At 62.9% G+C, this 19,859-nt stretch carries 18 protein-coding genes; 4 read left to right on the top strand and 14 right to left on the bottom strand.

Annotation, left to right across the window (positions count from 1 at the left end; translation table 11 throughout):
* Positions 1-3: 3 nt before the first annotated feature.
* The 10 genes from CLU86_RS02520 to CLU86_RS02475 all read right to left on the bottom strand — a co-directional run bounded on the left by CLU86_RS02520 (position 4) and on the right by CLU86_RS02475 (position 10,864).
* The gene (locus CLU86_RS02520) at positions 4-651 is read right to left on the bottom strand and encodes a DUF47 domain-containing protein (RefSeq protein WP_099658460.1); all 648 of its coding nucleotides are present in this window, start codon (positions 649-651) and stop codon (positions 4-6) included.
* Positions 652-889: 238 nt separating this feature from the next.
* On the bottom strand, positions 890-1,252 hold the full coding sequence (locus CLU86_RS02515; RefSeq protein WP_099658459.1) for a DMT family protein: 363 nt from the start codon (positions 1,250-1,252) through the stop codon (positions 890-892).
* 225 nt (positions 1,253-1,477) lie between these two features.
* Positions 1,478-2,206, bottom strand: coding sequence for an ABC transporter ATP-binding protein (locus CLU86_RS02510; protein ID WP_099658458.1), 729 nt, complete (start codon positions 2,204-2,206; stop codon positions 1,478-1,480).
* A 2-nt stretch (positions 2,207-2,208) separates the two neighbouring features.
* On the bottom strand, positions 2,209-2,991 hold the full coding sequence (locus CLU86_RS02505; protein WP_099658457.1) for an ABC transporter ATP-binding protein: 783 nt from the start codon (positions 2,989-2,991) through the stop codon (positions 2,209-2,211).
* Positions 2,992-3,013: 22 nt separating this feature from the next.
* Positions 3,014-4,090 carry an ABC transporter ATP-binding protein gene (locus CLU86_RS02500; RefSeq protein WP_099658456.1) on the bottom strand — a complete coding sequence of 359 codons (1,077 nt, stop codon included), beginning with the start codon at positions 4,088-4,090 and terminating at the stop codon, positions 3,014-3,016.
* A gap of 13 nt (positions 4,091-4,103) precedes the next feature.
* Positions 4,104-5,033 carry a branched-chain amino acid ABC transporter permease gene (locus tag CLU86_RS02495; RefSeq protein WP_099658455.1) on the bottom strand — a complete coding sequence of 310 codons (930 nt, stop codon included), beginning with the start codon at positions 5,031-5,033 and terminating at the stop codon, positions 4,104-4,106.
* Between the two features lie 315 nt (positions 5,034-5,348).
* The gene (locus tag CLU86_RS02490; RefSeq protein ID WP_099740488.1) at positions 5,349-6,707 is read right to left on the bottom strand and encodes a replication-associated recombination protein A; all 1,359 of its coding nucleotides are present in this window, start codon (positions 6,705-6,707) and stop codon (positions 5,349-5,351) included.
* A 337-nt stretch (positions 6,708-7,044) separates the two neighbouring features.
* Positions 7,045-7,677, bottom strand: coding sequence for an outer membrane lipoprotein chaperone LolA (lolA, locus tag CLU86_RS02485; RefSeq protein ID WP_099743230.1), 633 nt, complete (start codon positions 7,675-7,677; stop codon positions 7,045-7,047).
* 105 nt (positions 7,678-7,782) lie between these two features.
* Positions 7,783-10,119, bottom strand: coding sequence for a DNA translocase FtsK (locus CLU86_RS02480; protein WP_099658452.1), 2,337 nt, complete (start codon positions 10,117-10,119; stop codon positions 7,783-7,785).
* A 67-nt stretch (positions 10,120-10,186) separates the two neighbouring features.
* Positions 10,187-10,864: a Crp/Fnr family transcriptional regulator gene (locus CLU86_RS02475; protein ID WP_099740487.1), complete on the bottom strand. Its 678-nt coding sequence runs from the start codon at positions 10,862-10,864 to the stop codon at positions 10,187-10,189.
* Positions 10,865-11,132: 268 nt separating this feature from the next.
* Here CLU86_RS02475 and trxB point away from each other — a divergent pair, with 268 nt between their 5' ends.
* The 3 genes from trxB to rpmG all read left to right on the top strand — a co-directional run bounded on the left by trxB (position 11,133) and on the right by rpmG (position 12,687).
* Positions 11,133-12,086 carry a thioredoxin-disulfide reductase gene (gene trxB / locus CLU86_RS02470; protein WP_099740486.1) on the top strand — a complete coding sequence of 318 codons (954 nt, stop codon included), beginning with the start codon at positions 11,133-11,135 and terminating at the stop codon, positions 12,084-12,086.
* Positions 12,087-12,271: 185 nt separating this feature from the next.
* A complete protein-coding gene (gene rpmB, locus CLU86_RS02465; protein WP_005797187.1) occupies positions 12,272-12,505 on the top strand; it encodes a 50S ribosomal protein L28 in 234 nt (77 codons plus the stop codon).
* Between the two features lie 11 nt (positions 12,506-12,516).
* Positions 12,517-12,687 carry a 50S ribosomal protein L33 gene (gene rpmG / locus CLU86_RS02460; RefSeq protein WP_008904999.1) on the top strand — a complete coding sequence of 57 codons (171 nt, stop codon included), beginning with the start codon at positions 12,517-12,519 and terminating at the stop codon, positions 12,685-12,687.
* Positions 12,688-12,804: 117 nt separating this feature from the next.
* Here the strand turns inward: rpmG and CLU86_RS02455 are convergent, their stop codons facing one another.
* A complete protein-coding gene (locus CLU86_RS02455; RefSeq protein ID WP_099743229.1) occupies positions 12,805-14,325 on the bottom strand; it encodes a PLP-dependent aminotransferase family protein in 1,521 nt (506 codons plus the stop codon).
* 406 nt (positions 14,326-14,731) lie between these two features.
* Here CLU86_RS02455 and CLU86_RS02450 point away from each other — a divergent pair, with 406 nt between their 5' ends.
* Entirely contained in the window at positions 14,732-15,142 is a 411-nt protein-coding gene (locus CLU86_RS02450) for a hypothetical protein (RefSeq protein ID WP_099740485.1), read from the top strand.
* On the opposite strand, the gene CLU86_RS02445 is transcribed toward CLU86_RS02450, so the two are convergent.
* The 3 genes from CLU86_RS02445 to CLU86_RS02435 form a co-directional block, all read right to left on the bottom strand.
* Positions 15,116-16,330 (bottom strand): fatty acid desaturase, encoded by a 1,215-nt coding sequence (locus tag CLU86_RS02445; protein ID WP_099740484.1) that lies wholly within the window; start codon positions 16,328-16,330, stop codon positions 15,116-15,118. The genes CLU86_RS02450 and CLU86_RS02445 overlap by 27 nt on opposite strands.
* 152 nt (positions 16,331-16,482) lie before the next feature.
* Positions 16,483-17,757, bottom strand: a complete 1,275-nt coding sequence (locus CLU86_RS02440) for an RsmB/NOP family class I SAM-dependent RNA methyltransferase (protein ID WP_099740483.1) — start codon at positions 17,755-17,757, stop codon at positions 16,483-16,485.
* Positions 17,758-17,941: 184 nt separating this feature from the next.
* Entirely contained in the window at positions 17,942-19,798 is a 1,857-nt protein-coding gene (locus CLU86_RS02435; RefSeq protein ID WP_099740482.1) for a M48 family metallopeptidase, read from the bottom strand.
* Between the last annotated feature and the right edge of the window lie 61 nt (positions 19,799-19,859).

Here is a 19,859-nt window from a genome sequence, read left to right as displayed (position 1 = left end):
GGATCAGGAGTTCTCGAGGACGATGCCCTCGATGCAGTTGGCGACGTCCTCACACTTGTCGGTGATGGTTTCCAGCAGCTCGTAGATGGCCTTGAGCTTGATGACTTCACGCACATCGGGCTCCTCGCGAAACAGCTTGCTCATGGCGCTGCGCATCACGCGGTCGGCGTCGGATTCGAGCCGGTCGATCTCTTCGCAGGTCTTGAGAGCGGCCTCGGCCACAGCGGGGTCGGCAATCTTGTCGAGCAGCTTCACGGCATCGCGCAGGCGCTCGCAGCACTTGAGGCTCAGGTCCGTGAGGCGGGTGATTTCTTCGGTCATGTGGCGCACGTCGTACAGCGCCATGGTTTCTGCCGAGTCCTGGATCAGGTCGGCCACGTCGTCCATCGTGTTGATGAGCGTGTGGATCTGCTCGCGGTCAATGGGGGTGATGAAGGTCTTGTGGATGGCCTTGTTCACGTCGTGCGTGACGCGGTCGGCCGCGCGCTCGGCGTTGTCCACATCCTGGTTGTATTTGTCCCGCAGATGGGGGTCGTTGTAGTTGGCCACCAGTTGCGAAAAGGCGCGAGCCGCTTCCACGATGCGATCAGCATGCTGGTTGAACATTTCAAAAAAATTGCCTTCGCGTGGCAACAGCTTGGCAAACAGCATGGAAGCTCCTGGTGGGAATTCAAAGATACAAAAGAACGAACGCCACGGGGTATCGTGACGGTTTTGTGACGGCGGATTTTAACCGTGCGTGTCTGCCCATCGGTGGCGGCAACCACTCACTTCCAGGCGATGGCAGGCGAAAACACACCCCGCGCCGGTCGCACGACATGCACCAACCCCAGCCAGGTAGGCCTTTGAGCGACGTTAAGCGCCTTTGTGCGCCGTTGCAGCCTGCAGCTCAGGCACTGCGAAAGATGAAATACACGGCCCCCACCAGGCACAGGCCAGCCCACAGGTAGTCCAGCTTGAGGGGCTGATCGAGGTAGAACACCGCAAACGGCACAAACACCGCCAAGGTGATGACCTCTTGCATGATCTTGAGCTGCCCCACATTGAACTGGGTGAAGCCAATGCGGTTGGCTGGCACCTGCAGCAGGTACTCAAACAGCGCAATGCCCCAGCTGACCAGTGCGGCGATGTACCACGGCGACGTGGCCAGATTCTTGAGGTGCCCGTACCAGGCAAAGGTCATGAAGACATTGCTGGCCAGCAGCAGCAAGACGGTCTGTAGCGAAATCGGCAGAGATTGCAGGGCAGTCATGGCGAAGGCGCACAGGCTAGCCCGGCGCAAAGGTGAATGCAGAGCCGTAAATTATGAACAAAATTCCACCCTCGCGCTTGACGGATAAGCGCAAGCAGCTATTAAAAACATAGCAGACCCAAACACAACGCCCAGGATGGAGCAGGCAACAAAAAAGGCACGGTGTTGCCACCGTGCCTTCCATCTGTCTCGGCCACCCCGCGCACAGCGCCAGGGGCCATGGCTTCACTCGCCCAGGTAGGCTGCGCGCACTTTGGGGTCGTTCAGCAGTTCCTGGCCAGGGCCGGTCATGGTGATCAAGCCCGACTCCATCACGTAGCCACGGTCAGCCAAGGCCAGCGCACGGCTGGCGTTCTGCTCGACCAGCACGATGGTCACGCCCAGGGCGTACACATCGCGCACCACTTCAAAGATCTTGTCGACCATGATGGGCGACAGGCCCATGGAAGGCTCGTCCAGCAGCAACACCTTGGGCTGGCTCATCAGCGCACGGCCCATGGCCAGCATTTGCTGCTCGCCGCCGGACATGGTGCCGGCCAGCTGGTCCTTGCGCTCGCGCAGGCGCGGGAAGATGGTGAACATCTTCTCGATGTCGGCCAGGATGCCCGCTTTGTCGCGGCGGATGTAGGCACCCATCTGCAGGTTTTCGGTGATGGTCATGCGAGCGAACACGCCGCGGCCTTCCGGCACCATCACCAGGCCCTTTTTCACTAGGTCCCACGCGCCCTTGCCCTTGATGCTTTCGCCCAGGTACTCGATGTCGCCATCGTTGATCGGCAGCGTGCCGGTGATGGCCTTCATGGTGGTGGTCTTGCCCGCACCGTTGGAGCCGATCAGCGACACCAGCTCGCCTTCGCGCACTTCAAAGTCCACGCCCTTGACGGCCTGGATACCGCCGTAGGCCACTTTCAGGCCCTTGACCTGCAGCAGTACCTTGTTGGATTTTTCGGCCATTCTCAATGTCCTCCGGTGCCCAGATAGGCCTCAATCACTTTTTCGTTCTTCTGCACGGTGGCAGGCGTGCCTTCGGCGATCTGCTTGCCGTAGTCCAGCACCGTCACGCGGTCGCACAGGCCCATCACCAGCTTCACATCGTGCTCGATGAGCAAGATGGTGCGGTTGTCCTTGCGGATTTGGTCGATCAGCTCGCGCAGTTGCACCTTCTCGGTGGCGTTCATGCCAGCGGCGGGTTCGTCCAGCGCGATCAGCTGAGGGTCGGTCGCCAGGGCGCGAGCGATCTCCAGGCGGCGCTGGTCACCGTAGCTCAAGGTGCGGGCCTTGTAGTCGGCAAACTTGCCGATGCCCACATAGTCCAGCAGCTCTTGCGCGCGCTTGGCAATCGCGGCTTCCTCGTCCTTGAAGGCCTTGGTCCGCAGCACGGCGCCCAGCAGGCCCGACTTGGTACGGATGTGGCGGCCCACCATCACGTTTTCCAGCGCTGTCATTTCTGCAAACAAGCGGATGTTCTGGAAGGTGCGCGCAATGCCGGCCTTGGCCACTTCGTGCACAGCCGTGGGCTCATAGGGCTTGCCTGCCAGCTCAAAGGTGCCGCTGTCGGGGGTGTAGAGACCGGTGATCACGTTGAAAAACGTGGTCTTGCCAGCGCCGTTGGGGCCGATCAGGCCGTAGACCTGACCGCGTTCAATCGTGATGCCCACATCAGAGAGGGCTTGCAGGCCGCCGAAGCGCTTGGAAATGCCTGCAACCTTGAGCACCACATCGTTGGATTTTTCTGCCATGTTCTAACTTTCTGCGATGGGTTCAAGTCTTCTGGGTCAGGCTCTTGCCGTGCTCGGGCGCAGGCCACAAACCGCGGGGGCGCAGCAACATGATGATGATCATGGCCAGGGCAATCAGCAGTTGGCGCAGGATGGCCGAGTCCAGGCGGCCATCGGTCATGGCCTGCAGCGGGCCGGCCACATAGCGCAGCACTTCAGGCAATGCGGCCAGCAAGATCGCGCCCAGAATGACGCCAGGAATGTGGCCAATACCGCCCAGCACCACCATGGCGATGATCATCACGGATTCCATCAGGCTGAACGACTCGGGCGAGACGAAGCCCTGGAAGGCACCGAACATGGCGCCCGACACGCCGCCAAACGAAGCGCCCATGCCAAAGGCCAGCAGCTTGAGGTTGCGGGTGTTGATGCCCATGGCCTTGGCAGCAATTTCGTCTTCGCGGATGGCCATCCAGGCGCGGCCCACGCGCGAGTCCTGCAAGCGGTAGCAAATCACCACGCTGATGACCACAAGGATCATGAACAGGTAGTAGTACAGCGTGACGGAGTTGATATCAAAGCCGAACAGCTCCAGGCGCTTGCCCAGGTCCAGGCCGAAGATCTTGACCGAGTCGATCTGGCCAATGCCCTTGGGGCCGTTGGTCAGGTTGACGGGGTGGTCCAGGTTGTTCAGGAAGATGCGGATGATTTCGCCAAAGCCCAGCGTCACGATGGCCAGGTAGTCACCGCGCAGCTTGAGCGTAGGCGCACCCAGCAAGGCCCCAAACAGGGCCGCCAGCAAAGCCGCCAGCGGAATCACCAGCCACAGCGAGGTGTGCAAGCCGTTGGGGAACATCGCGGCAAAGGCCGCAAAGTTGTCCGCCAGGTGCGGCGAGGCCATCAGGCCAAACAGGTAGGCACCCACGGCGTAAAACGCCACGTAGCCCAAGTCGAGCAGGCCTGCGTAGCCCACCACGATGTTCAGGCCCAGGGCCAGCATCACGTACAGCAGGGCCAGATCGGCGATACGCACCCAGGCGTTGCCAAAGAATTGCAGGATCAGCGGCAGGACGAGCAGCGCAATGCCGCCCAGGATCCAGTTGATTTTGGTGTTCTTCATGGTGTGAGGCTCCTCAGGCGCGATCCGCCACACGCTCACCCAGCAGGCCCGAGGGGCGCAGCGTCAGGATGATGATGAGCACAATGAACGCAAAGATGTCTGTGTAGTGGCTGCCCAGCACACCGCCCGTCAAGGTGCCGATGTAGCCCGAGCCGATGGCTTCGATCAAGCCCAGCAAAATGCCGCCCACCACCGCACCGGCCAAATTGCCGATACCGCCAAACACCGCAGCCGTGAAAGCCTTCAAACCAGGCAAAAAGCCCATGGTGTGCTGAGCAGTGCCGTAGTTGGAGGCATACATGATGCCGGCGATGGCCGCCAAGATGGCGCCAATGATGAAGGTGGCAGAAATCACCATGTCAGGCTTCACACCCATCAATGAGGCCACGCGGGGGTTCTCCGCCGTGGCGCGCATGGCACGGCCCAGGTTGGTATGGTTGACCAGATAGACCAGCGAAGCCAGTGCCACGGCCGTCACGCCCAGAATCAGAATCTGCGTGGGGGTGATGAAAGCGCCGCCCACTTCGAAAGGAGTGCTGGACAGCAGCGTGGGATAGGGCTTGTAGTTGGGCTTCCAGATGATCATTGCCAGCGTTTGCAGCAAGATGGACATCCCGATCGCCGTGATCAGCGGAGCCAGCCGGGGGCTGCTGCGCAGGGGGCGGTAGGCCACTTTTTCAATGACGAAATTGAGGCTGGCGGCAACGATACAGGCGATCAGCGTGGCCAAAAGCAAAACGAGCCACCCAGGCGCGCCGGGCATGGCCTCTTGCATCAGGCCGATACAGCTCCAACTGGTGAGTGCACCGATCATCAATACCTCGCCGTGGGCGAAATTGATCAGTTGAATAATGCCGTACACCATCGTGTAGCCCAAGGCTATCAAGGCGTACATGCTGCCCAATACCAGACCGTTGATGATCTGCTGCAGCAAAATGTCCATAAAAAAAGTCCTTCGTTTGTGACGTGCCCATCTTGCAGGCACCGAAATCGGTGCAGCCTTTTGGGCCCGACTGCCATCTAGCAAAAAACCCGCCAGAAATGCTGCTGCGCGGGTTTGTGGTCGGGATTGTAGCCAGTAGTCGATTCGCTCCCACGCCAGTATTGGCGGGGTTTTCCCGTGGATTTGCGCTCCATCAGGTGCAAACGCCACGCATAAGGAATTTTGATAGACCTACTGCAAATGATGTGCAAACTTATTACCGACCTCATGCAAGGTCGGCATAAAGAGGCAAATTATTGACCCCGGTCAGAGTTTTCAGCCGTTTTCGGCACTGCCCGGCGCATCCGAAGCAGTGGCCGAGGCCGTCGCATTGCGCTCGCGCAAATCGCGCAGTTTTTGCGCAATCTTGATCTCCAGCCCCCGCTCCACGGGCTCATAAAAGCCGGGCTCGGGCATGTCGTCGGGCAAATACCGCTCGCCCGCAGCAAAGCCGTCCACCTCGTCATGGGCGTAGCGGTAGCCCTTGCCGTAGTCCAACTGCTTCATCAACTGCGTGGGCGCATTGCGCAAGTGCATGGGCACAGGCCGGGTGCCGTCCTGCTTCACCCAGGCTTTGGCGGCGTTGTAGGCCTTGTAGACCGCGTTGGACTTGGGGGCCACGGCCAGATAGACCACACACTCTGCCAGGGCCAGTTCGCCCTCGGGCGAGCCCAGGCGTTCGTACACCTCGGCGGCATCCAGCGCCAGCCGCAGGGCACGCGGATCGGCCAGGCCGATGTCCTCACTGGCCATGCGCACCAGCCGGCGGGCCATGTAGCGCGGGTCGGCACCGCCGTCGAGCATGCGCACCAGCCAGTACAGCGCCGCATCGGGGTCAGAGCCGCGCACCGATTTGTGCAGCGCGCTGATGGTGTCGTAGAACTGCTCGCCACCCTTGTCGTAGCGGCGCATGCGCTCGCCCAGCACCTTGAGCAGCCAGGCATCGGTGATCTCTGGCAGCTTCTCCTGCGTGGCCGCCATGGCCAGGGTTTCGAGCGTGTTGAGCAGCTTGCGGGCATCGCCGTCGGCATAGGCCACCAGGCGGTCTATTGCTATGCTTTCCATAGCTGGCACCGCTTGATGGGATTGCGCCAGGGCCACAATTTGCTTCAAATCGTCAGCCGACAACGGCTGCAGCACATACACCGCCGCCCGCGACAGCAGCGCGGAGTTCACCTCGAACGAGGGGTTCTCGGTGGTCGCACCGATGAAGGTGAACAGGCCGCTTTCCACATGCGGCAAAAAGGCGTCCTGCTGGCTCTTGTTGAAGCGGTGCACCTCGTCCACAAACACCAGGGTACGTTGCTGCATCAGCCCGTCGCGGGCCGCCTGGGCGCGCTCCACCGCCTCGCGAATGTCCTTCACCCCCCCCAACACCGCACTGATGCTGATGAACTGCGCGTCAAACGCATCGGCCATCAGCCGGGCAATGGTGGTTTTGCCCACGCCCGGCGGGCCCCACAGAATGCAGCTGTGCGGGCGGCCCGACTCGAACGCCAGCCGCAGCGGCATGCCCGGCCCCAGCACATGCTGCTGGCCCACCACCTCGGCCAGGGTGCGCGGGCGCAAAATTTCGGCCAGAGGCTGGTGCAAGCCCAACGGGCTTGGGGTGGAGTCAGAGGGTTTTCGGCTCATGGGGTATGGCACCTAGTGCCCTGAGTTGGAAGCTCGTTGATGAAATAAAAAGGTCGAAATCGTCGTCAGGCAAGGCGCAAACCGCAGCGATAGCCGTAGCGATCGCGAGGATTTGCAACGCAGCATGGCGGCGATTCTCGGCATCTTTATGAAACGAATCTCCAACCCAGGACACTAGGCACAACGCGGTTTGGTCAGGAGGCTTTGCCACAGGCACACGGCATCAAGGGTAAAAATGGCCTGCAGCGCTTTATCAATAAGCGCTAGCAGCTATGTAAACCATAGCATTTTCAGCCTCCCCTCAGCGGACCACCGTGGCTTGGTGCCTTGCGGGGGCTTATTGCTTGACCACGTCCGCACCTGCAGGCGGCTTGAACTGGAAGGTGCCCGCTGGCAGCGCGGGGTTGACCTGCATGCCCTTGAACCGAATGGCCGAGCGCTGACCAAAGCTGTCCACAATATCGAGCGCCGTCAGTTGTTCGTCCGCAAAACCCACGCGCACGCTTTGCAGTTGCCCGTCCTTGGCCTTGGGCGTGGCCTGCACCCATTGCAGGCCGTCCTGGTCAGGGGCCGACTCCAGGGTGAAATCAGCACGCAACGCCGACAAGTCCGCCGCCGAGGCAATCAGCGCGGCGGGTGTGGAGCCCAGCGCCTGCGCCTGCGAGCGCTGGGTGACCTGGTTCAGGTCCACATCCAGCAGCCACAGGGTTTGCCCATCGGCCACGATGGTTTGCTCAAACGGCTTTTGGTACACAAACTTGAAGCGCCCCGGGCGCTGGAACTCAAACGTGCCGCTGGAGGTTTTGCTGCGGGCGGCCTGCCCGTCCTTGGGCGGCGCGGTGACCACCTGCGTGAAGTCCGCACGCCCGGTGTGCGTGCCCTTCATGAAGCCTTCCAGGCTTTTAAGCCCGTCAGCGCTTGCCAGACCAGCGCTGGCAGCTATCAAAATAGTAGTGACGATTTTTTTCAAAACGAATTCCTCAAACGCGACAGCGGCAGACACCTTAGGCCCCAAACCGGTTTACCCAAGTCAGCCAACACCGCAAAAAGGCCGCACAGCGGCCCGCATAGATGTCTAAGACTCGCGCGCGGGCACCAGCACTTCGCGCTGGCCGCTGGTGGTCAGGCCACTGACCAGCCCAGCTTTCTCCATGTCTTCCAGCAAGCGCGCCGACCGGTTGTAGCCAATGCGCAGCTTGCGCTGGACGTAAGAGATGCTGGCCTTGCGGTCCTTGAGCACCACTTCCACGGCTTGGTCGTACATGGGGTCTTTTTCACCGCCTTCACCCCCGCCGTCTGCAGACAGATCGCCGTCACCTTCGACAGTTCCGCCCTCCAGCACGCCTTCGATGTAGTCGGGCTCGCCCTGGGTCTTGAGGTAGCTGACCACGCGGTGCACCTCTTCATCGCTGACAAAAGCGCCATGCACCCGAATCGGCAGGCCCGTGCCGCTGGCCATGTAGAGCATGTCGCCCATGCCCAGCAGCGCCTCCGCGCCCATCTGGTCCAAAATGGTGCGGCTGTCGATTTTGGAGCCCACCGAGAACGCGATGCGGGTCGGAATATTGGCCTTGATCAGGCCCGTGATCACATCCACGCTGGGGCGCTGGGTGGCCAAGATCAGGTGAATCCCTGCAGCCCGCGCCTTTTGAGCGAGGCGGGCAATCAACTCTTCGATCTTCTTGCCCACCACCATCATCAAATCGGCCAGCTCGTCGATGATGACCACGATGTGCGGCAGGCGCTGCAGCGGCTCGGGCTCTTCGGGCGTGAGGCTGAAGGGGTTGTAGATGAACTCCTCGCGCGCCTTGGCTTCGTCGATCTTGGCGTTGTAGCCCGACAGATTGCGCACACCCAGCTTGCTCATGAGCTTGTAGCGGCGCTCCATCTCGGCCACGCACCAGTTCAGGCCGTGCGCGGCCTGCTTCATGTCCGTCACGACCGGCGCCAGCAGGTGCGGGATGCCTTCGTAGACCGACATTTCCAGCATCTTGGGGTCGATCATCAACAGGCGCACGTCGCGCGCCTCGGCCTTGTAGAGCAGCGAAAGGATCATGGCATTGATCCCCACCGATTTGCCCGAGCCCGTGGTACCGGCCACCAGCACGTGCGGCATCTTGGCCAGGTCGGCCACCACCGGGTTGCCCACGATGTCCTTGCCCAGGCCCATGGTGAGCATGCTCTTGGCCTCATGGTAAATCTGCGAGCCCAAAATCTCGGACAGGCGGATGGACTGGCGCTTGGCATTGGGCAGCTCCAGCGCCATGAAATTCTTGCCCGGGATGGTCTCCACCACGCGGATCGAGACGAGGCTGAGCGAGCGTGCCAAGTCCTTGGCCAGGCCCACGATCTGCGAGCCCTTCACGCCCGTGGCGGGCTCGATCTCGTAGCGGGTGATCACCGGGCCGGGCATGGCGGCCACCACGCGCACTTCCACGCCAAAGTCCTTGAGCTTTTTCTCGATGAGGCGGCTGGTCATCTCCAGCGTCTCAGGCGCCACGGTTTCCTGGCGCTGCAGCGGGCCGTCGAGCAAGTCCACCAGCGGCAGCTTGCTGTCGGGCATCTCTGTGAACAGGGGCTTTTGCCGCTCTTTGACGACACGTGCGCTCTGCGGGGCATCGACCAGCACAGGCTCGATGATCTGCACAGGCTCGGGGTGGTGCTCCTCGCTCTCGGTGCGCTCTTCGCGTACCACCACCGCACGCTCACGGGCAGCCTTGCGGCCCACGGCCACGTCCTTGGCCACTTCGCGGCTCGCCAGGCTCGACTGCACCAGCGCGTCCATGCGCGCCCCCAGCCACTCAGCCACATGCCCCCAGGAGAACCGGAACACCATGGAGGCCCCCAGCACCAGCAGCACGATGCAAGCCAGCCCAGAGCCCATGAAACCCAGCCACTTCATGCCCCCAAGCCCCACGGTGTAGCCCAGCACGCCGCCGCCGTGCCCGCCGGGCAGGTAGGGCTCAAACCGGTACAGACGCGACCACTCCAAGGCCGCGCTGGCACTGACGAGCAGCACCAGCCCTACCCAGAACACCACGCGGCGCACGGCTGGCGAAGGCGAGCCCTCGGGCATTTCGCCCCCCCGCATCCAGCGGGCGAGTGATGAAAACCAGGCACAAACGGCCGCCGCCACGCACCACCACACCGAAAAACCAAACGCGAAGTAGCTGCCATCGGCCAGCCACGCCCCCAGGCGCCCCGCCCAGTTGGACACCATGCGCGACGCCCCCACGCCCGAGGAGGACCAGGACGGGTCTTGTGAAGAGTAGCTGACCAGCGCCAGCAACCAGAAAATCAGGGCCAGCAGGCCCACCAGCAAACTGACCTCATGACCGAACCGGGCGGCGCCCGTTCGGGGGGGCGACTTGGCCGCCGCAGATGCATTCAGGGTATTGAGGGAATAAGTCATAAACGTGCCGGGCAAGCTTACCCCATGGGCAGCTGGGGTCGAGGCCCGCGCCAGCGGGCCCGGCCCCTCAACTCAGGGCGTTGAGACGCTCCTTGAGCAAGGTCGACCCGTTGGGTTGGGTCTGGATGAAGGCGCGCTCTTCCAGGTCCTTCATCACACGGCTCACCATCTCGCGCGAAGCCCCCACCATCTTGGCCAGATCCTGGCGGGAGATCTTCTCGCGGATCACCCACTGCCCCTGCGCATCCTCCACCGCAAAATCCAGCAGCGCATGGGCCACGCGACCATACACATCCAGTAACGCCAGTGACTCAATTTTTCGATCGGCATGGCGCAAGCGCTTGACCAGACCGCGCATCACGACCAAAGACATAGACGCGTTCTCTGACAGGCAGCGGGCAAAGTCTGCGCGGCCCAGCAGCAGCACGTCGGTTTGCACCTCAGCGCGCACCGTGGCCGAGTGGGGCTCGTTGTCGATGATGCTCATCTCGCCGATGTAGTCCCCCGGGCCCAGCGTGGCCAGAATCACCTCGCGACCCCGGCTGTCTGCCGACACCACGCGCGCGCGCCCTGTGAGCAAGATGGACAAGGCATTGGACTTTTGTCCCTGCTCCACCAGCACCTCGCCTCGCTTGAATCGGCGCTTGGTCACAGCCCCGCTGATGACCTCGGCCTGGGCCACCGTCAACAGCGAAAACAAAGGTACCCGGCGCAGCAGGTCCAGATTGGACAACATCGTCGACATGGAAAGACTTCTCCTCAACAAAGGACGCGGCTCCACTGGCGCCGCAACAGGTCATGGCTTACACAAAACGCGGCCCAGGCCCACAGGCACTGCAGGGGCTACCGCCGGATTTGCGTAAGTTCTACAGGTTTTTGATGGGTTCTTACAATCGCCGTGATTGAAAACAGGCTGCCCTTGAAAGCCTCCGCCCAGCGGATACTTGGCAACCCTCCCCCATTCTCCAACAGCGCCTCTCTACCGGTCGGCGCGCAAAACACAGGCTTGTACCATGTCCACCACCCAACACGCGAAAGTTCTGATCCTTGGCTCTGGCCCTGCAGGCTACACCGCTGCCGTCTATGCGGCACGTGCCAACCTGAACCCCGTGCTCATCACCGGCATGGCCCAAGGCGGGCAACTGATGACGACCACCGAAGTGGACAACTGGCCCGCCGATGTGCACGGCGTGCAAGGCCCCGACCTGATGCAGCGTTTTCTGGAGCACGCGGAGCGCTTCAAGACCCAGATCATTTTCGACCACATCAACAAGGTCGATTTCAGCAAGCGCCCCTTCACACTGACAGGCGACAGCGGCACCTACACCTGTGACGCGCTGATCCTGGCCACGGGCGCATCGGCCAAGTACCTGGGCCTGCCGTCCGAAGAAGCTTTCATGGGCCGGGGCGTCTCGGGCTGCGCCACTTGCGACGGTTTCTTCTACCGCGAGCAAGACGTTTGCGTGGTGGGTGGCGGCAACACGGCCGTGGAAGAGGCGCTGTACCTGTCGAACATCGCCCGCAAGGTCACCCTGGTGCACCGCCGTGACAAATTCAAGGCCGAGCCCATCCTGGTGGACAAGCTCAATGAGAAAGTGGCGGCAGGCAAGATCGAGCTGAAGGTGTTCCACACCTTGGACGAAGTGCTCGGCGACAACACCGGCGTGACCGGCATCCGCATCAAGAGCACGCAAGACGGCAGCACCCAGGACATCGAGCTCAAGGGCTGCTTCATCGCCATTGGCCATGCCCCCAACACCGAAATCTTCCAGGGCCAGCTGGAGATGGACAACGGCTACATCGTCACGCAAGGCGGCCTCAAGGGCTTTGCCACGCAGACCAGCGTGCCCGGCGTGTTTGCCGCAGGCGACGTGCAAGACCACGTGTACCGCCAGGCCATCACCAGCGCGGGCACAGGTTGCATGGCCGCACTGGATGCGCAGCGCTTCCTGGAACAAGAGGCTTGATCAAAAAGAAGGCCGCAGGCTATAATCTGCGGCTTTGCTGAATCCTGCCCACCAACTCGGTGGATCTTCAGATTCTGCAATCGGGTTACCGCCACCCTTTCTGGCGAGGTGAGGCCGCTAGCGAGCCCCGTGCACTGTGCCGGGGCGCCCGCAAATGGCCGTTAATAAGTTATCGGAGTGTCCTCATGGCACGCGTCTGCGACGTAACGGGCAAGAAGCCCATGGTCGGGAACAACGTTTCCCACGCCAACAACAAAACCAAGCGCCGGTTCCTGCCGAACCTGCAATACCGCCGTTTCTGGGTTGAGAGCGAAAACCGCTGGGTTCGCCTGCGCGTTTCGAGCGCTGCCCTGCGTTTGATCGACAAGAACGGTATCGACTCGGTGCTCGCAGACCTGCGCGCACGTGGTCAGGCTTAAGGAGAAGCACCATGGCAAGCAAAGGCGGACGCGACAAGATCAAGCTGGAATCCACTGCGGGTACTGGCCACTTCTACACCACGACCAAGAACAAGAAGACCATGCCCGAGAAAATGCTGATCATGAAATTTGATCCCAAAGCTCGCAAGCATGTGGAATACAAGGAAATGAAGCTGAAGTAATTCAGCGGCATTTCGCCAAACTCCCAAAAACCGCCCAACAGCAATGTTCGGCGGTTTTTTTACGTCGATGGCTTGTGGGCCCGTGATAACCCACAGCCCAACCGCTCACCCACACACTCAGGCAGCCCTGGGCACAGGCAGCGCTTCTACGCCCCTGCCCTGCCCCAGTTGCTGCGCCATCAACTCGCCCAGCGTGCGGTAGCCCTCTTCCACCTGTGGTGTGAAGGGCATGCCGCAGCTCAATCGCAAAAAATGCTCATACCGCCCGGTATTGGAGAACATGGGCCCCGGCGCAATGCGGATGCCGCACTGCAGAGCCTGGTCGTACAGGCGCGTAGACGAAATACCGATGGGCAGCTCCAGCCACAGGCTGAGCCCGCCCGGCGGCAAACTCAGCCGCGTGCCCTGCGGAAAATAGCGCGCCACGGCCCGTGCGGACTGCTCACGCTGCAAGCGCAGCTGTGCACGCAGGCGGCGCAAATGGCGCTCGTAGCCGGGCGAATTCACGCTGCGCGCCGCCAGCAGTTGCGACCAAGTCTGCATGTTGCGCGTGCTGGCAAACTTGAGCATCTGTACCCGGGCCTGCCACCGGCCCGCACTCATCCAGCCCTGGCGCAGCCCGGGGGCAAAGCTCTTGCTGAGCGACGCGCAGTAAATCACCTGGCCCGCATCCCCAGGCCGGTCCCACGCCTTGACAGGGCGCAGCGGGTGCGAGGTTTCAACAAACTCCCGGTAGATGTCGTCCTCCACCAACGCCAGCCCATACTCCACGCACAGCGCCACCAGGCGCTGCTTGTGGGCATCGGGCATCACGCTGCCTTGGGGCATTTGCAGGTGCGGCACCACCACCACCCCCTTGAGGCGCGGCTCGTTGCGCGCGGCCAGTTCCAGCGCCTCCAGCGACATGCCGGTGTGCGGGCTGCTGGGAATCTCCAGCGCCCGCAGCCCGCGCACCTCAATGGCCTGCAAGATGCCAAAGAAGGTGGGCGACTCGACAGCGATCACATCGCCCGGCTCAGCCACGGCATCCAAGGCCAGATTCACCCCCTCTGAATTGCCCAGGGTGGCACTGATGTCACTGGGCGCCACACTCAGCCCAAACCCCAGGGCGTGGCGGGCCATGGCCTGCTGAAACTCTGGGTGGGTGGTGGGCGCTGAAGGGCCATAAACCAGGATGTCGGGCTGCTCGCGCAGCAGGCTGTGCGCCAGCCGATTCAGCGCCGTGGCATCAAACAAACTCGGGGCCGGCATGGCGCTGCCCAGGTCCAGTGGCAGCGGGCCCGCCAGCCGGGCTTTTTCCAAAAACAGGGAGATGCGCTCATTGATGCCCGCAAACACGCGGGGGTCGCTGGGCAACGGCTCGCACACCTCCGGCTCACGCGCACGGGGCAGGCTGGCGCTGCCCGGCGCACGCACAAAGTAGCCTACGCGCTCGCGCGCCTCGACACAGCCCTGGGCCTCCAGGTGGCGCAGCCCCTGCAGCGCCGTGGTCAAGCTGACCTGGTGGCGCTGACACAGCTCACGCACCGAGGGCATGCGCATGCCCGGCTGCAAGCTGCCAGAGGCGATCGCCTGCTCGTACAAGGCCGCCAACTGGCGGTAACGCGGGGTATCTGAGCGGTTTTCGGAGCGGGTCATGGCGAACGTGAGAGCCGGTTCAAAGAGAAAGAACTGAACGGGTCCGCCCATCATGCCCACAAGCCAGAGGGCATAACAGATACAGAACCACAGCAACAGCACCATAACAGCGCCTTGCATATCGCAACTGTTCTGCCCCAAGAGAACCAGCTGTGTGCCTACCCAAACAGCCCCTGTTTTCTTACGCTAGGGATCCTCTGCACAAATCGAGCTGGCCAAGTGTGCGCTGCGGATCGGGATGGGCTGCAAGGCGCAAAACGCAGCAATAGCCGTCGCTATTGCGAGTATTTGCAACGCCGCAGACCGCCCGATTCCGCAAATGCACACGGCGCGGCGATTCGTGCAGAGGGTCCCTAGAGGCCTTTGAACAGGTTCTTAACCCTCCTGCAACCGACGGAGCCCCCCCATGCAGTCACCCCAAAGCCCCACCGCTTTCAGCGCACCGCCGCCCTCTTACACCCTGCCCCTGGGCGCTGGGCAACACCGGCTGACTTGCCTGCCACCCGGAGCCACCTTGCAGGTGCTGCAAGGATCGGTAGAAGTCGCTACGGGGCCCCTGGTATACGGCCAGGTGCTGACCACCAGGCGGCAGGCTTTGCATGCGGGCGACATGCTGCAGCCTGACGGGCAAGAGATGGCCACCTGGGTGCACCTGCGCAACATGGGTACCGCCCCAGCGCGGGTGCTGTGCACAGAGCCCGCCACAGGCCCCAGCGCAGCCGCGTGGCTGCGGCAAACCTGGCGGAGCATTCAACGCTGGGGCAATGCGCTGCCCCGGCGCACCGCTGGATCAGGCCTGGGCAGAACGCAGGCGTAGCGAAAAGTCGCGCAGCGCGGCGATGCCGCTTTCCTCTGCACGGCGGCACCAGGCCTGCAAATCAACCGTGAGTTGCTCGCGCGACTGGGTGGTGTTAAGCCACAGCTGGCGCAGCTCCTCCCGCATGGTGACCATCTTGTCGAGCGCCGGGTAGGCTGCGCGCACCTGGGCCAGTTGCGGCAAGGCCAGGGCGGGCACCTTCTCGGCATCACGGTGCAGCCAGCGCTTGGCGGCCTTGAGCACCGACACATCCCCATGGCGCGCCTTGAGCGCGACCATTTCCTCCTTGCAGGCCTGGCGCACGCCACGCGCATAGCCAGCCATCACTTCGTAGCGGTTGGCAATCAAGGCTTCCAGCGTCTTCTCATCGGCCACGGGTTTGATGGCGCCCAGCTGCAGCTTGGGTGGCACCTTCTTCACGGTGGCCCAACCCACCTTTTGCATGAGGCTGATGTACAGCCAGCCAATGTCGAACTCGAACGGCTTGACCGAGAACTTGGCCGCCGTGGGGTAGGTGTGGTGGTTGTTGTGCAGCTCTTCCCCGCCAATCAGGATGCCCCAGGGCGAGAGGTTGGTGCTGGCGTCTTGCGCCTCAAAGTTGCGGTAGCCCCAGAAGTGCCCCACACCATTGACGACACCTGCCGCCCAGAACGGAATCCAGACCATCTGCACCGCCCACACCGCAGCGCCTGCAGCACCAAACAAGGCCAGGTTCAGAATCAGCATGAGGCCCACGCCCTGCCAGCCAAAGCGGCTGTACACGTTGCGCTCCACCCAGTCGTTGGGTGTGCCGTGGCCAAACTTCTGCAGGGTCTCGGGGTTGTTGGCCTCAGCACGGTACAGCTCGGCACCGCGCCACATCACGGTGTCCAGCCCCCGCGTCTGCGGGCTGTGCGGGTCGTCCGGCGTTTCGCACTTGGCGTGGTGCTTGCGGTGGATGGCCACCCATTCCTTGGTCTGCATGCCCGTGCCCACCCACAGCCAGAAGCGGAAAAAGTGCGAGGGGATGGCATGCAGGTCCAGCGCCCGATGGGCCTGAGCACGGTGCAAGAAGATGGTCACCGCCGCAATCGTGATGTGGGTGGTGAGCAAGGTGTAGAGCACGATTTGCCACCAGGCCAAGTCCCACAGGCCGTGGCCCAGCCAGTCGATGGCGGCGTTCAGTACAGCCCAGTCGGGTAACAACATATCTTTTCCAGCCTTTTCACACGCAGACACAGCCCCGCCGACAAACGAAGGACCGATTTCATTTTAGAACCGCGTTACTTTTTGTGGTTCAGGGTTCACCACAGGTTGACGCCCGGGCCGCGCAAAGCGGGCAGCCCGGGGTGGCGCCAAGCTCAGTCTTTGCGCGTCCACACAGCGGCAAAGAACCCGTCGGTCTGGTGGCGGTGGGGCCACAGGCGCAGATAGGCGCTGCCCGTTTCGCCACCGCTGCACAGGCTGGCAGCCTGCGCCACCTTGAGCTGGGCCAGGGTTTCACCCGCATCCAGCGGGATGAAATCGGGGTGCGCCGCACTGAAGGCCTCGGCAATGGCTTCGTTCTCTTGCGGCAGGATGCTACAGGTGGCGTACACCAAGCGGCCACCGGGCTTGAGCAGGCGGGCGGCGCTGTCCAGGATGGCGGTTTGCTTCGCCACCAACTCTTGCACGGCCTTGGCAGACTGGCGCCACTTGAGGTCAGGGTTACGGCGCAAGGTGCCCAGGCCCGAGCAGGGGGCATCCACCAGCACCCGGTCGATCTTGCCGGCCAGGCGCTTCACACGCTCATCACGCTCGTGCGCGATGGCTGCGGGGTGAACATTGGACAGGCCACTGCGGGCCATGCGGGGCTTGAGGGCATCAAGCCGGTGGGCCGACACATCAAACGCGTACAACCGGCCGGTACTGCGCATGGTGGCGCCAATCGCCAGGGTCTTGCCACCGGCACCGGCGCAGAAGTCCACCACCATCTCGCCACGCTTGGCGTCCAGCAGCAGCGCCAGCAGCTGCGAGCCTTCGTCCTGCACCTCGATGGCCCCCCGGGTGAAGGCGTCCAGCTTGGTCAACGCGGGCTTGCCCTCGATGCGCAAGCCCCAGGGGGAGTAAGGTGTTGCTACAGATTTAATAGCTGCTTGCGCAAGCTCCTTCTGCACGTCAGCCCGTTTTTCTTTCAAAACGTTGACGCGCAAGTCCAGCGGCGCGTTCTGGGCCATGCTTTCGGCCAGGGGCCAGAAGTCGTTGCCCAACTGGTCCTTGAGGGGCTGCACCAGCCACTCGGGCAGGTTGTGGCGGTGACGCTCCATCAGGTCGTCAGGGCTGACGGTGTCGCACTGCTCCAGCCAGTTCTTTTCCTGGTCGGTGAGCGCGCTTTTCAGAAAATCGCGCGGACCATGAAAGCCCAGGATGGCCAGCCGGCGCTCTTTGGAGCCCGAGCCCGAGGGGGCCAGGTGGTCGAACAAGAGCTTTTTGCGCAGCACGTTGTAAACCGTTTCGGCCAGCGTGGCGCGCTCGCGCGGGCCCAGGCCGCGGTTGTCGCGAAAGTAGCGGGACACCACGGCGTCGGCCGGGTGTTCAAAAGTGAGGGTGAGCCGAACCAATTCGGCACAGGCGTCTAGAAGGACTTTGGGATGCATCCCCCGATTGTCTACTGTTAAGCCCCCCTGAGTCACCTTCGGTGCCTTCCCCCGGCGGGGGACGCCCTCAGCGCGGCGGGGCGGCCCTTGCGCGAGGGCACTGGCCTGCACCACGCCAGTTGCACAGGCAGAGAGCGATAAAGCATGGGTTGGTAGTCGAAAAACCCATCCCCTCACTTGACCCTTAGCGTGTGTAGATAGGGTCAAACGCCGAGCGCTTGATCTCCTTGAGCGTGGGCGATTCACCCGCCCACAGCACCAGCAGGGGGCCGGGCAAGCTCAGGGTGCGCTCCAGCCAGCGGCACAGGTCGTAGCGGTCTTCGTCGTCCATGCCGGGCAGCTCCACAAACAGCAGATAGGCCCGGCGCTGTGGGTGCTCGCGCAGGTTCTTGCGCACCAGCCAGGCGCAGGCCACGGGCGCGCAGCGGGCCAGTTCGGCCTGGAATTCGCCCAGCTCGAACTCGCTGAGATCGTTGCGGGCAATGTGGCTGAAGTACGAGGCGTTGCTCAACTCCTCCCAGGCGCGTTCTTCAGACTCCTGGGCCCGCTCTAGTCGCTTGCGCCACTGCTTGAAGGCGGCGGCGTCATGGTCGTAGCCGATGCGGGGGGTTTCCAGCTCGGCCAGCGCCGTGCGGGCAGCCCACCAGCGGTCGTTGCTGCCCGCATCCCACAGGCGGTGCAGGCAGGCCAGCTTGGCCGCGCGGTCGCCATCGGGCAGGCACTGGGCCAGGCCACGCAGGGCGCCGGGGTGCTCGGCGCTGCGCTCCAGTGCCAGTTCGTACAGGGGACGCACTTCGGCGCGCGGGTCCAGGTGCTTGCGCAGGCGGGCCAGCTCCACCAAATCGGCGGCGCTGGCCTGGGCCATGCCGGCCTGCAAAGCCTCGGCCCTGGCGCGCACGCGCTGCAGCCAGGCGTGGTGCTGCTTCCAGTCCGACGCGTTGGCGGCGCACCATTGTTTGTCGAAGTGGGCGATCCAGCGCTTGGCTTCGTCCTTGCCCAGCAGGGCCAGGGCGCTGCCGCGCGACCAGTCGGGCAAGGTGCCCGCCACGTCCAGAGCCTCCAGTCGGTCGCGCAAGCCTGGGTGGGTGTCGTCCAGATTGCTGATGCGCTTGAGCGCCTGGCGCAGCGCATCGTTGGCGAAGGCCGCCTCGGGCGCGTCGGCCATCAGGCGGCGCAGCCCACGGAAAGGCCCCACGGGCAGCGGGTTGGCCGCAGCGGTGCACCAGTGGTCGCGCCAAAACTCGGTCTGCAGCCAATGGCCCCGGATTTCCACCTCGATCAGCGCAGCCGCCATGGTCTCGCGGCCCGACAGGCGCCCGGCCACGTTGTCGGCTTCGTATTCATCCTGGCGCGCCAGGGCAAAGGTTTTGGCGGCAAAGCGCGGGAAGTACCAGCGCAAGAAGGCCTGTGTGGCCGCTCCGGCCAGGCCCTCGTCGTCACCCAGGCTTTTGTTGAGCTGCATCCACGACCAGCGGGTGCGGTAAATCCAGGCGCCAAACTGGCCGTGGTCGCCACGCAGGTGGCCATATTCGTGGCCCAGCACCGCCAAAAAGCGGGTGCGGTCCAGTGCCATCAACAGCGGCAGCCCGACGACCAGGTAGTTAACCCCACCGCCAAACAGACCGTAGCGCGGTATCTGCTGGATGCTGGCGTTGAAGTCATCGCTCAGCAGCACATGGTGGATGGGTGGGCCTTTGATCTTGCGGCGGATGCGCTCCAGCGCATCGAACAGCTCCGGAGCATCGGTGGCCGTGATTTCCTCGCCCTCAGGCGGGGTGATGCGCAGCCACAGCGCACGCAGGCTGAACCACAACAGACTGCCCGCCGCCAGCAGCATCAACAACAGCCCCAGGCGAAAGCGTCCAAACAACAGTTGCTGCACCGCCCAGGCCACTAGGCCCAGGGCCAGGACAAAGCAGCCCAGCACCCAGGCGTAGCCCAAGGCGGCAAAAGCAGCTACGCTGCGCCGGTAAGCGCCGCTGTTTTCAGCACTGTCTTGCTCGCTGGTGCGCACCAAGTGCACAAAGTCTGCCCATTCCACAGGTCAACCCCTCCCATTTTGTTTTTTGGATGTACTGTGCGGCGCGGCCATGACGGCCAAG

The organism is Acidovorax sp. 62 (assembly GCF_002754495.1).
GTDB lineage: Bacteria > Pseudomonadota > Gammaproteobacteria > Burkholderiales > Burkholderiaceae_C > Acidovorax.
The sequence above is the reverse complement of the archived record's forward strand: the minus strand, read 5'-3'. Positions and strand labels throughout refer to the sequence as shown.

Coding starts and splice junctions, on each gene's coding strand:
- CLU86_RS02495 (WP_099658455.1), bottom strand. CDS start 5,033: ATGGACATTTTGCTGCAGCAGATCATCAACGGTCTGGTATTGGGCAGC.
- CLU86_RS02440 (WP_099740483.1), bottom strand. CDS start 17,757: ATGCATCCCAAAGTCCTTCTAGACGCCTGTGCCGAATTGGTTCGGCTC.
- CLU86_RS02450 (WP_099740485.1), top strand. CDS start 14,732: ATGCAGTCACCCCAAAGCCCCACCGCTTTCAGCGCACCGCCGCCCTCT.
- CLU86_RS02455 (WP_099743229.1), bottom strand. CDS start 14,325: ATGACCCGCTCCGAAAACCGCTCAGATACCCCGCGTTACCGCCAGTTG.
- CLU86_RS02480 (WP_099658452.1), bottom strand. CDS start 10,119: ATGACTTATTCCCTCAATACCCTGAATGCATCTGCGGCGGCCAAGTCG.
- CLU86_RS02505 (WP_099658457.1), bottom strand. CDS start 2,991: ATGGCAGAAAAATCCAACGATGTGGTGCTCAAGGTTGCAGGCATTTCC.
- CLU86_RS02510 (WP_099658458.1), bottom strand. CDS start 2,206: ATGGCCGAAAAATCCAACAAGGTACTGCTGCAGGTCAAGGGCCTGAAA.
- rpmG (WP_008904999.1), top strand. CDS start 12,517: ATGGCAAGCAAAGGCGGACGCGACAAGATCAAGCTGGAATCCACTGCG.
- CLU86_RS02475 (WP_099740487.1), bottom strand. CDS start 10,864: ATGTCGACGATGTTGTCCAATCTGGACCTGCTGCGCCGGGTACCTTTG.
- CLU86_RS02515 (WP_099658459.1), bottom strand. CDS start 1,252: ATGACTGCCCTGCAATCTCTGCCGATTTCGCTACAGACCGTCTTGCTG.
- rpmB (WP_005797187.1), top strand. CDS start 12,272: ATGGCACGCGTCTGCGACGTAACGGGCAAGAAGCCCATGGTCGGGAAC.
- trxB (WP_099740486.1), top strand. CDS start 11,133: ATGTCCACCACCCAACACGCGAAAGTTCTGATCCTTGGCTCTGGCCCT.
- CLU86_RS02500 (WP_099658456.1), bottom strand. CDS start 4,090: ATGAAGAACACCAAAATCAACTGGATCCTGGGCGGCATTGCGCTGCTC.
- CLU86_RS02490 (WP_099740488.1), bottom strand. CDS start 6,707: ATGAGCCGAAAACCCTCTGACTCCACCCCAAGCCCGTTGGGCTTGCAC.
- CLU86_RS02520 (WP_099658460.1), bottom strand. CDS start 651: ATGCTGTTTGCCAAGCTGTTGCCACGCGAAGGCAATTTTTTTGAAATG.
- CLU86_RS02445 (WP_099740484.1), bottom strand. CDS start 16,330: ATGTTGTTACCCGACTGGGCTGTACTGAACGCCGCCATCGACTGGCTG.